A 12,266-nucleotide genomic window follows, 5' to 3' on the forward strand; every position below is an offset into this window, starting at 1 on the left:
AAATTGAAATCGGTCAAATGGATGTTTTTAATATTAGCGCTATCCCTTGCCATTCAGCCTTTTTTCATGGCAAGTCAAGCAATGGCGCAATCCAATCGAGTACAAGTGAAAGACGATTGGGTTCACTCATCAAAAGGAAATCAAACAGAAACGCAGCATCTATCAGAAGATGTGGTGACATTGTATGGTCAAGAAGACCGCACTGAATTTTCCTATCAAATGGAGAAAGAAAAAGTAGAGTCTAGCACTCTTACATTAAATATAGAGGCTTCACCATTACTAATATCGCCATCATCTTTCACAGTGATGATCGATGGAGAGATTGAAAAAACGATCCCTGTATCAGGGAAAAACCCCAAAAAATCGATTCAAATCAAATTGAACAAAACGCAACTAAAAAAAGGATCTCATCAAATTCAGCTCGCATTTTATGGTGTGTTAAAAGAAGGTGTGTGTATCAACCAAGAGACGCCTGCCAATTGGCTGAAAGTATATCCTGAAAGTGAGCTGGCGTTCAAAGGAGTTCAAACGAAAGACGTGACGTTAGACAGCTTCCCTTCACCATTTATTCCATCAGGTGATCAGGAAGAACAAACAGATATTGTGATTCCAAATAAACCAGAAGCGGCTGAATTAGAAGCGGCTATGAAAGTATATCGTACGTTGAAAAACAAAGACCGCCTAGCAGACCTCAAACTCGTTCAAGAAAAGGACGTCGAGCAAATTGCGCACCCAACTATTGCTGTTGGAGCAAAAGGAAGCTGGAATGGACGAATAAAATCGCTCGAGCAAGCGGCTGGAATTAAAACAGAAGGCGATCAACTTACGTTAGCGGTGAGAACCCTGACAGCAAAGAAAAAAGAACAGCCCATTTTATTTGTCACTGCTAAGCAGCCAAAGACAATTGCTGAAAAAATCAATGTCTTGACTCAGCCAGAACTGACAGGTCAGCTCACTGGAACCGACTTGCTGCTGCAAAAGGTGACAGCTAGTGCTTCTAAGCCATCTCATCATATTTCCTTAATAGATTTTGGCGCAGATGATGTCAAAGTTGGAACCAAAAAGACAGCATCTGATCATTACTATTATCCGAAAGCATTAATGGCTCAACAAAAATCAGGTGCAAAACTAAATCTATCATTTAAAAAATCAGATCCAGCGAACAAAGCAGAGCGTCTAACAGTGATGATCAATAACGAACCGCACGACGTACCGTTAACAAAACTAGGAAACAAAGATGAGAATGGGTTCTACCATGTGTCGATTCCAGTAGATTCACAAGTGCTTCAAGAGAACGAATATGTGGACTTACAGTTTGTCACAACAGGTTTTAAAAACATGGAATCCTGTAGACATACAGATGAAGAAGGCTGGATTTACATTGATAAGAACAGCTCTCTTCAAATACCAGAAGGAACAACTATTGATACACCGGACTTAGCCGCATGGCCGCTTCCTTACACTTCAGAAACGGAGCAAGGAAACACATTGATCATTATGCCAGATCAAATCAATCAAGCCTCAATCAATCAAATGGCTATGCTGACCGAATCATTTAGTCAGCCGGAAGCTGCTCAATATCATTTAATTGAAGCATCGAATGTGACAAATGAACAATTGAAAAAGAACTCTCTCATTTTCATCGGAGGCATCCAGACATTCTCTCTTTTAAAAGAAAAAGCAGATGATCTCATCGTTCCAGTGAAAAAGGGTCAATATGATGTATCCTCATTTGGCATGATCAACGAAACAACAGCTCGTATTGTATGGACGCAGCCATCCGTATGGAATAAAGAACAAACCATGACCGTTTTTTCAGGAATGACGGCAGCTGACGCTGATATATCAAATGAAGTGATTCGATTCCTTCAAACAAATACTGAGACCGCAACAGTTGCAATAGAAAGCAAAAACAAAGATGTGTTCTCTAATCACCAAACAGTCAGCAATGCAAAAAATGATCTTAAAAAAGGTGAAAAGCAAGGCGTCGGTGATTCTTGGATTTACTTTGCATGTATCGCTGTACTGATCATTTTTGTCGTTGTGATGATTGTTTATTTCGTACGAAAAAACCGCAAAAAGACTGATTAATAAACGGTCAAAAGACCTCGAAAAAATCTCTTTACTTTGGTGTCAAACGGGAGTATGATCTCTTTTATAAAAGACCAATCGCTGAATCATTTCGATGAGCGGGGGAACCAATTTTGGTGGTATAAAACACCATGTGGGGTGAATCCTTTTAAGGTAGGGCAAAGTCTCATGCGCCCGAATCCGTCAGCTAACCTCGTAAGCGTTAAAGAGAGCAAAGACCAACCTGTGATCTAAACAATAGACACAGGGGCATTCTATTGCCTCTGTGTCTTTTTGGCGATCCATCTTTTGCAACTTAAATCGTTTGACACTAAAGGAGCGGGCATCACATGTACAGTTTGATGAAGCGTATTTTAATTGGTAAACCATTAAAATCACAGGCAGCAGGAGAACAAAAACTATCAAAAATCAAAGCGTTGGCATTATTGTCATCAGACGCATTATCATCAGTTGCATATGGTACAGAACAAATCTTAATTGTTCTTTCTGTCGTTAGTGCAGCAGCATTTTGGTACTCACTCCCGATTGCAGGTTGTGTATTAATTCTTTTAATGGCGTTAATTCTGTCTTACCGCCAGATCATTTATGCTTATCCAGAAGGCGGCGGGGCATATGTCGTCTCTAGCAGAAACCTAGGTGAAAAACCGGGATTGATCGCTGGCGGATCATTGCTTGTAGACTATATTTTGACTGTAGCAGTGAGCATTTCAGCGGGGACCGATGCCGTCACATCGGCTTTTCCAACACTATATCCATATCATGTCTTGATCTCAATTGTATTGGTCATCGTGATTATGGTGCTCAACCTCCGTGGATTAACAGAATCGGCATCTATTCTGGCTTATCCTGTATACTTGTTTGTATTTTCACTCCTTATATTAATTGGAGTAGGCGGTTTCAAATTATTAACAGGCGGCGTACCGCCAGCACCTGAACATACAGCGGTAGGCACACACGTACAAGGCATTACATTATTTTTGTTATTAAAAGCTTTTTCATCTGGCTGTTCTGCTCTGACTGGAGTAGAAGCCATTTCAAATACGATTCCATCCTTTAAAAAACCAGCTGCACAAAACGCAGCGAGAACATTGTTGATGATGGGTGGATTGCTAGCTGTTTTATTTGTGGGAGTCACATTGCTTGCATTTGGTTTCGGCATCTCGCCAAAGCCAGAAGAAACGGTTGTATCACAAATTGCGTCAGACACTTTTGGACGTACGTTTTTCTATTACGTGATTCAGGCAGTCACAGCGCTAATTCTAATATTAGCGGCAAATACCGGCTTTTCAGCCTTTCCGTTATTGGCTGTCAATTTAGCAAAGGATAAATATATGCCGCGTATGTTTACTGTAAGAGGAGACCGGCTTGGTTACTCTAATGGCATTATCTTTCTAGGCGTAGCCTCTATGCTGCTCATCTGGTTGTTTGATGGAAAAACAGAACATCTTATACCGCTATATGCTGTCGGTGTGTTTATTCCATTTACCCTGTCGCAGACCGGCATGTGTGTGAAGTGGATTCGTGAAAAACCGCAGGGCTGGAAAACGAAAATGCCAATCAATATCGTTGGAGCACTGATTTCTTTTACAGTTTTTATGATTCTCATTTTGACCAAGTTCCATCTCGTATGGCCAATATTTGTTTTCCTGCCTATTGTTTTATTTATCTTTCATTCCATTAAAAAGCATTATTTGTCTGTTGGAGAACAACTGCGTTTATTGAATGAAACAGAGCCTGTTGAGATTAAAGGAAATGTGGTCATCGTACCTATAGCGGGTGTCACGCGTGTTGTCGAACAATCTGTTCAATATGCAAAGTCTTTGTCAGAGCAAGTCATAGCGGTTCATGTATCCTTTGATAAAGAAAAGGATAAGAAAATTGAAGAAGATTGGGAAAAACTCAATAGCGGTGTACGGCTTGTGATGCTGCATTCATCCTATCGAAGCCTCATTCACCCGCTAGATAAATTTCTTGAGACAGTTGAAACAAAAGCAAATGCCCATCAATATAAAGTGATGGTGCTTGTGCCACAATTTATACCGAAAAAAAGATGGCACACCATTTTGCATAATCAATCTGCCTTTTTATTAAGATTCCGCCTATTATGGAAGCGGGATATTGTGGTGGCAACCCTGCCCTATCATTTTAAAAAGTAGCAGAAGCAAGTTGAAACGTTTGATCAAAAGGATGCGGTGGTATGGAGTAAGAAAAAAGGAGTTTTTTCACATGCCGCAAAGAACCGCAGGAAAAGAAGTAACAGCGCTACTGGAAGAGTGGGGCGTGAAACATATTTATGGAATGCCCGGCGATAGTATAAACGAATTGATTGAAGAACTTAGGCATGAATCAAGCCAAATAAAATTTATCCAAACGAGACATGAAGAAGTGGCAGCACTATCAGCGGCGGCTGATGCCAAACTAACAGGTAAACTTGGTGTCTGCTTATCAATCGCTGGGCCGGGTGCTGTCCACTTATTAAATGGACTGTATGATGCAAAAGCAGATGGTGCACCAGTTTTAGCAATTGCAGGGCAGGTTGCTTCGGCCGAAGTAGGCAGAGACGCATTCCAAGAAATCAAATTGGAGCGAATGTTTGACGATGTCGCTGTCTTTAATCAGCAGGTACAGACAGCAGAGGCGCTGCCTGACTTATTGAATCAAGCCATCAAAGCAGCTTATACCCATAAAGGTGTGGCAGTTCTCACCGTATCGGATGACTTATTTTCTCAAAAAATAAAGCGTAAACCCGTCTATACATCTCCTCTTTATGTTGAGGGAGAAGTACGGGCAAAGAAAGATCAATTGCTAAAGGCAGCTCAGCTGATTAACAATGCGAAGAAACCAGTCATCTTAGCAGGTAAAGGATTAAGACATGCAAAAGAAGAGCTTCTTTCATTTGCAGAAAAGGCAGCTGCTCCTATCGTCATCACGCTCCCTGCAAAAGGTATTGTGCCAGACAGGCATCCATACTTTTTAGGTAACTTAGGTCAAATTGGAACGAAGCCGGCATATGAAGCGATGGAAGAATGTGATCTCTTAATTATGCTTGGCACCTCCTTTCCATATAGAGACTACTTACCAGAGGACACGCCAGCCATTCAACTAGATATTAAACCAGATCAAATCGGCAAAAGGTATCCGGTAGATGTGGGAATTGTGAGCGACAGCAAGAGTGGTTTGCATGAACTAACTTCCTACATTGAATATAAAGAACAGCGTGGCTTTCTTGAAGCTTGTACAGAACATATGATGAAGTGGCGAGAAGAAATGGATAAAGAAAAATCTGTTGCTACTTCACCAATTAAACCACAGCAAGTCATTGCTAGACTAGAAGAAGCAGTCGAGGACAATGCCATTCTTTCAGTTGATGTTGGTAATGTCACGGTATGGATGGCACGTCATTTTGAAATGAAACAGCAGGATTTCATTATCTCCAGCTGGCTTGCCACAATGGGCTGCGGTTTACCTGGTGCGATTTCAGCTAAATTGAATGAACCGAACCGACAAGCCATTGCCGTCTGTGGTGATGGAGGCTTCACAATGGTCATGCAAGACTTTGTGACAGCTGTAAAGTATAAGCTGCCGATCGTTGTCGTAATCTTAAACAACAACAATTTAGGGATGATTGAATATGAACAACAGGTAAAAGGAAACATAAATTATGGTATAGAGCTGGAGGATATTGATTTTGCTAAGTTTGCAGAAGCGTGTGGAGGCAAAGGAATCTCCGTGTCATCACATGAAGAATTAGCTCCAGCCTTTGATACAGCTCTTCAATCCGATAAACCAGTCATTATTGATGTCGCTGTCGCCAATGAACCTCCGTTACCTGGGAAAATCACTTACACCCAAGCAGCAGGCTTCAGTAAATATTTATTGAAAAAATTCTTTGAAAAAGGTGAGCTGGATATCCCTCCACTCAAGAAAAGCCTCAAACGCTTTTTCTAAACACAAAGTAGTCGGTCTTCTGAAAAGAGGGCTGACTTTTTTTGTGATGATTAGGAAAAACATTTCAATTGTCACTTGCCTTCATCTCTATTAAAATATTTGGAAATTATTTTTGTAACTTAAAGCCTATTTTTTCCAATTCGCTGAGAAAGGTAAAATAGACTTTATGATCAATAATGGAGGGAGTGACTTCTTCTGGGCAAGATACTTGATGCAAAAGCACTAACAAGTGCCATGGATGCAAGGGCAAAACACTACCAGGAACTCCGTGAACAAATGGTAGATTTAAAAAAGGCACTTCAAGGCGTGGCTAACCTCGGTGATGATTTCACTGGAAAAGGTGCCGGTAACATTAAAAACTTTTATAAAGAACTGGCTGGAAATGTAGATATGTTTATCAGCTTCATTGATAAGCAAAAAGCCTTTCATGAAGGTGTTTCTGGGACACTTGATGATACGAGTTTTGGCGGCGAAACCTTCGTAGAAGAACACTTTTTAGACAACGCTGTACATATGGGCATCAAAAATGCCAAAAGCATTGTGAAGGATCAAAAAAAGGCGCTTAAAACGATTTTTCAAGACATCGACGACCTCATTTCTCTAGAAGTATTTGATAGTCAAACTTTTGATGAAAAAATTGCAGATGCGGAAGACGAGCGAAAAAAGACAGTGAAAGACCTAAGAGAGCTTGATCAAAATGTAAAAGATGAATATGCTTTGTCAGAAACGGAGCAGCAAGCTACAATGGCATTGTACGTAGAAATGATCAATGCTACAAATGACGGAAAAGCCATTTCGCCTATGAATTTTGACAAGAAAGCGTATCAAAATAGTGAAATCTACAAGGCAAAAAGCGATATTGAGAAGCAAACTTCTGAATATCTGAAAATCAAAAAAGAACAAGAAGAGGCCCGCGAGATCGCAAAGGAACAAGAAGCGCTCGCCAACCGTCCTTGGTATGAAAAAGCACTCGATTATGGCGGGAATATTGTCAATGAATTGACAGGCGTGAACGATGCAAAACGTGCCGCAACAGGTGTCGATCCGATCACAGGCGAAGAACTTACTGCAGGACAGCGCGTCGCCGCAGGCGGCATGGCAGCTGCAGGATATATCCCAATCGTCGGCTGGGCAGGACGCATTTTCAAAGGTGGTAAAGCCGTCTATAAAACAACTCAAGCCACATCAGCCGCAGTCAGAGCAGTCGACATTTACAAGACATCGCAAAAGTCTTTTGACGCCTTAAAAACATCTCAAAAAGGCTTATATGGTCTTACCGCCACCAACGGCTTCAGCGAAGCGATTACAGGGCGTGATATGTTTGGGAATAAGGTCTCGAAAGAACAGCAGGAAGCGAGTATGAATGCGGCGCTGGGAATGCTTTTGCCGTTTGGGGCGAAGGGGTTCAATGGGAAGATGGGGATTAAAGGTGGTACTGTTAAAAATGTGGATAATGGTACAGTGTGGAAGGATATAAAAGTTACTCAACCACTTTATGAAGGTACAAAAATCCCAAAATCTTTTGAATTAGCAACAGTTGATGGAAAGTTCTGGGTGCACCCTAATGGGACAAAACATATGGTTGAGTATATAACTAGAGATGCAACGACACATGGTATGCCGATAAATAGTCAAACTTTATTGTCGAGTTTCCAAAGCTCTGTTAACAATGCTGCCAAGCAAGGAATTAAATATGAAGAAATTATGAAGGTAGGTAATTGGGAATTAATATTTAGTAAACCTCGCGGAGACGGATTGCTACCAGTAATAAAGCATGCTGTGTATATGCCTTAAAAGGAGAAATGATGATGTTAAAAGTAATAGAATATAAAGACAGTCAACCTATCAACATTGAATATGATCTTTATACACCGATTAATATAGAATTTGGTAGTTGGAATATATCAAAAGAGCCAACGATATATTGGAGAACTGGAGATTTCAAGAAATCTTTAATTGAAATAGGTTTAGGGAAATATACGGGTAATATTCGTTCAATTACACTAACGTTAAGTGAAAATGTACACAAAATGGAAAGTTTGAAATTAGATATGGAAGATATAATTATGGTTAAAGGTGTACCGAGTTTTCAGATAGAAGAATCTAATGATAATACCTATATAGACGAAAAAGGTAAATTAGACGTGTATATAGGTAGGGATAAGGTATTCATTTCATTCTCAGAAAATGATGCAGTATCTATTTTACAAAGTGATACAGTAGGATTTGCTTTGGATAAAGAAGAAGTAGTATGTGGTATTATCATAAGTGGTATGTTAGAACATGAAAAGAAAACATTAGAAGATGCATTGAATTAGAGTATTATGAAATACAAAAACCTTGATGACTAAATGTCTTAAAAGGTTTTTTGTGTTGATCGGAGTTTAGAAAATTATTTGATAGTGATGAATATGGTGAAGGAATTTTTCATTATCAAGAAAGTGCTAGAAGCCACCTCATGAGCAAGTGAAAACGGATTATATAATTTTTTACAGCTGTTTTTTGTTTTGTTCAAACATAGAAACGGAAAGGGTTTTTAAATATTGAATGATATATTGACAAAGAAGTTAGTTGTAGAAAGTGGTATTGAGTTTGAAAAGTCTCTAGAGTATGGGGGACCCTATGAACTAGCGATTGTAGAATATACTCAAGGAGGGAAAGAAAAACTATTTACGGGACTAGCCTATGATATGTACGAAAACGGACATGTTGAAAGTTATTTCTATGTAGAGAAAGGTATTAAACAGGGGAAGTACGTGGAGTTTTACCCAAATGGCAGTTTGAAAAAAAATAGGGTATATGAGGAAGAACACTACAGAGGGATATCAAGTGGAGTTTTTTGAGAATGGAAATAAAAAGTATGAGTGTGAATGTATTGCTGGCCGAGAGATGACTTACATAAAATATGATAAAGATGGTCATGTGAAAGAGTATAAGGAAGAACCTAATGAATCAGATTTAATATATGCTGAAAAATTCAATGAATGATCAATGGTCAAATGAATTATCAGTTAAAAAAGCTTAAAATGAGAAGAAATCAAATAGAAGTCATTACAAATTGAAAAGGGGAATAACAACCATGCTATGGATCCTCACACAAAACCAACAAACTCTGATTCATGTCCAAGAAGTCTCAGTAAGCGGCAAAAAAATTGAAGGGATGATTTTGGGGAGTACTTCCTGGGCAAAGATGCTCGGCAAGTATGACTCAAATGATCGCGCAGCCGAGATCCTTCAAGACATGATGAAGACGATTGAAGAACATCCAAATGCCACAATGACATACCGAATGCCTCTTCAATAAAAAGAAACCACCTTTCCATCGTGAAAAGGTGGTTTTTGTTTAGGATGGTGTTTTTCCAAAGGCTAAGAATAAGGGAATGCCTGTGCCAACAAGGGTGGTGGCAAATAGGAACATACCGCAAATAAATAGAAAATGGCTGGCTGAAAAGACGAGTGCCAGAATGAGAAAAACGATGCTGAGTCCTATCATGCTATAGGATGGGACAAAGCGGCGTTTGTAGGTGGCTTTCTTTGTTAGGAAGGAGAAGAAAATACCAAATAACAAAGGGACAATCCATAAGTAAAATAAAATAATAAGAGACATACATCATACCTCGATTTTTCCTTCTATTTTATCAGATGCCGATCACAACGGATACTACAAAGCTTCACTTTGTAAAATAATTCATGCAATCGACACAATTAAGTGGGCTGATTCATCGAATGCGTTTTTTGTTTTATATATTCAGGCTGTAAAAGGGCGTACACACAATGATCGGTAAAGCGATTGCCCAGCCATTCACATTGTCTTAAAATTCCCTCAAGCGAAAAGGATAATCGCTCTGGGATGCGTCTGCTTTTCTGGTTATCGACAGCAGCCCTAATCTCAATACGATGCAGCCCGCACTCTTCAAATAAATAGCGAATGACTGCTTGGCATGCTTTTGTCATGATGCCTTTTCCTTGATGGCCTTCTCCGAGCCAATAGCCGACTGAAACGGTTCTATTGATCCAATGAATTTGATGGGTGCCAATGATGCCGACAAGTTCTCCATGTGACCAAATGCCCGCTTGAAAACCGTTGTTCTGCATCGCTTGCTGCATCGCACCTTGGATAAACGCCATACTGTCTTCCTCTGTCTGTGTTGAATCCACCCAAAGCATCCATTCACGTAAATGCTCTCTCGACCGCTGGATGAGCAAATACAGACTTCTTGCGTCTCTTGGCTCAAGCAGCCGCATGGATATCTCTTGATCCTGATAAACAAACATGTACCCACATCCTCTCAGGGGAATTCTACCATAACCAAATGGAAAGAAAAAGACAGCTCAACACTGTCTTTTACATAAACGTATCTACAATTAAGAAGAGATTAAGTGCTACAACAAGAGCTGCTATCACCCAAGATATTCCTGTCACCCAGCGGGCATTCGTTAATTCACCCATAATTCGTTTTTTACTTGTAAATAAAATGAGCGGAATTAAAGCAAAAGCAATCCCAAACGATAAGACGACCTGACTCATCACAAGCGCAGAGGTCGGATTCACTCCAGATGCAATAATCGCAATCGGAGGAATGATGGTAATCAGCCGGCGAACATACAGCGGGATCCGGTATTGAATAAAGCCCTGCATAATGATATCGCCTGACAATGTACCGACAGAAGAGCTGGATAGTCCGGCTACAAGCAGACCTACACCAAATAAGATGGCTGATACAGGCCCTGCGAGTGTACCAAAATGCTGAAACGCAACATCCAAATCTTCAACAAAGAGACCATTTTTATAAAATAAAGCGGCTGCCACAATCAACATGCTGGCATTGATGGCCCCGGCGACGATCATCGCAATGAGGATATCTAAAAACTCAAAGCGAAAAATCTGCTTTTTCTCCTTTTCCGTTCTGCCGACGACTCTTCTTTGGGTTAAAGCTGAATGTAAGTAGATTGCGTGAGGCATCACAGTGGCACCTAAAATTCCAGCTGCAAGCAGCACGCTGTCTGCGCCATCAAATTTTGGAATGAACAGTCCACCAGCGACACTTGCGATATCTGGTTTGGCGACAAAGGTTTGTACAGCGAAAGCGATCACGACAACGAACAACATGCCTGTGATACCTGCTTCTAATGCTCGATATCCTCGTCTTTGCAGCTCCAATATCGCAAATGAACCGATAGCCGCGATAATGGATGCTTCAAGCAGCGGGATTCGAAAGAGCAAGTATAAACCAAGTGCCGCCCCGATAAACTCAGCTAAATCCGTGGCAATAATGACGAGCTCTCCCTGAATCCATAAACCGATCGAAACGGGCTTTGGAAACTCTTCACGTGCGATTTCAGGTAAGTTTTTGCCTGTCGCAATTCCAAGCTTTGCGGATAAAGACTGGATGAGCAAAGCCATGAGATTTGATATGAGAATGACCCATAAAAGGAGATATCCATATTTGGAGCCAGCCGCAATGTTGGTGGCGAAATTTCCTGGATCAATATAAGCAATGGCTGCGATAAAAGCAGGACCGAGAAAAGGAAGGAGTCTTCTAAATCCCTTGACTTTTCCTTCAAGTGCACGCTCAGCTGCCTCTGACATGTGTGCCTGTGCCTCGATGTATTTGTTTGTCATATGTCATCACCTAGATTCTACAAAGTTTTGCTTGGGCACAAAATGTTTCCTTGATGCAATTTTTAATCATCATATGCCCATCTTCATGAAAAGTCAACTATCTGAACTAATAGGTTTGTTTATCATATGTAAGTGAAAAAAATAGATACCTTGTCAATCCAACACATAAAAAACACCGCCTTTATAGACGGTGTCCCTACTGCTTCCTCTGTTATTTGTTTTTTTAAGATACCCTTGATCCCACACTACGGAAGATCAGGCTTAAGATGATGACAAAGATCGCTGCACCTAAGATTGCTGGAATGATCGCAAAGCCTGCCAAACTAGGACCCCACGTTCCAAGTAATCCATGACCAATCCAAGCACCTGCAAGTCCTGCAATCATTGAACCGATCCATCCTCCTGGTACACTACCTCCAGCGAGTGCACTGCCAATAAGGCCGATGACAATCGCCACAACTAATGAAATCAGAAATCCTAACATGTTGATCACTCCTCTTTTTGTTTGTGTATTAAGCAATAACCGTTTTGAAAAAGTTTCAAACCTTTCGAAACCGATTCAATGTTCTATACGTATGATGGAAAAGGATTGTGTATAATAACA

10 protein-coding genes, 1 pseudogene and 1 riboswitch are annotated in these 12,266 nt (G+C 40.4%); of the genes and pseudogenes, 7 read left to right on the top strand and 4 right to left on the bottom strand.

What is annotated here, in order from left to right:
• Positions 1-3 precede the first annotated feature (3 nt).
• The 7 genes and pseudogenes from MHH54_RS02430 to MHH54_RS02460 all read left to right on the top strand — a co-directional run bounded on the left by MHH54_RS02430 (position 4) and on the right by MHH54_RS02460 (position 9,343).
• Positions 4-2,091, top strand: a complete 2,088-nt coding sequence (locus tag MHH54_RS02430) for a cellulose biosynthesis cyclic di-GMP-binding regulatory protein BcsB (RefSeq protein ID WP_003213845.1) — start codon at positions 4-6, stop codon at positions 2,089-2,091.
• Between the two features lie 69 nt (positions 2,092-2,160).
• A riboswitch (cyclic di-AMP (ydaO/yuaA leader) is annotated at positions 2,161-2,308 on the top strand.
• Positions 2,309-2,420: 112 nt separating this feature from the next.
• Positions 2,421-4,247, top strand: coding sequence for an APC family permease (locus MHH54_RS02435; RefSeq protein ID WP_003213937.1), 1,827 nt, complete (start codon positions 2,421-2,423; stop codon positions 4,245-4,247).
• A gap of 70 nt (positions 4,248-4,317) precedes the next feature.
• Positions 4,318-6,039: a pyruvate oxidase gene (locus MHH54_RS02440; protein ID WP_342500636.1), complete on the top strand. Its 1,722-nt coding sequence runs from the start codon at positions 4,318-4,320 to the stop codon at positions 6,037-6,039.
• 195 nt (positions 6,040-6,234) lie between these two features.
• Positions 6,235-7,833 carry a T7SS effector LXG polymorphic toxin gene (locus MHH54_RS02445; protein ID WP_342500907.1) on the top strand — a complete coding sequence of 533 codons (1,599 nt, stop codon included), beginning with the start codon at positions 6,235-6,237 and terminating at the stop codon, positions 7,831-7,833.
• 14 nt (positions 7,834-7,847) lie between these two features.
• Positions 7,848-8,357, top strand: coding sequence for a hypothetical protein (locus MHH54_RS02450; RefSeq protein ID WP_106036114.1), 510 nt, complete (start codon positions 7,848-7,850; stop codon positions 8,355-8,357).
• A 222-nt stretch (positions 8,358-8,579) separates the two neighbouring features.
• A pseudogene (locus MHH54_RS02455) lies at positions 8,580-9,027 on the top strand (hypothetical protein).
• A gap of 91 nt (positions 9,028-9,118) precedes the next feature.
• Positions 9,119-9,343, top strand: coding sequence for a hypothetical protein (locus MHH54_RS02460; RefSeq protein ID WP_003214145.1), 225 nt, complete (start codon positions 9,119-9,121; stop codon positions 9,341-9,343).
• A 39-nt stretch (positions 9,344-9,382) separates the two neighbouring features.
• On the opposite strand, the gene MHH54_RS02465 is transcribed toward MHH54_RS02460, so the two are convergent.
• From MHH54_RS02465 to MHH54_RS02480, 4 genes are all read right to left on the bottom strand, one after another.
• A complete protein-coding gene (locus MHH54_RS02465) occupies positions 9,383-9,646 on the bottom strand; it encodes a hypothetical protein (protein ID WP_003214365.1) in 264 nt (87 codons plus the stop codon).
• Positions 9,647-9,744: 98 nt separating this feature from the next.
• Complete coding sequence (locus tag MHH54_RS02470) at positions 9,745-10,314, bottom strand: GNAT family protein (protein ID WP_003213957.1); 570 nt, start codon at positions 10,312-10,314, stop codon at positions 9,745-9,747.
• A gap of 70 nt (positions 10,315-10,384) precedes the next feature.
• A complete protein-coding gene (locus tag MHH54_RS02475; RefSeq protein WP_003214137.1) occupies positions 10,385-11,662 on the bottom strand; it encodes an Nramp family divalent metal transporter in 1,278 nt (425 codons plus the stop codon).
• 223 nt (positions 11,663-11,885) lie between these two features.
• Positions 11,886-12,146, bottom strand: a complete 261-nt coding sequence (locus MHH54_RS02480; RefSeq protein WP_003214275.1) for a GlsB/YeaQ/YmgE family stress response membrane protein — start codon at positions 12,144-12,146, stop codon at positions 11,886-11,888.
• Between the last annotated feature and the right edge of the window lie 120 nt (positions 12,147-12,266).

This window comes from Bacillus sp. FSL K6-4563 (assembly GCF_038630405.1).
In the GTDB taxonomy this organism is placed as follows: Bacteria; Bacillota; Bacilli; order Bacillales; family Bacillaceae; genus Bacillus; species Bacillus pumilus.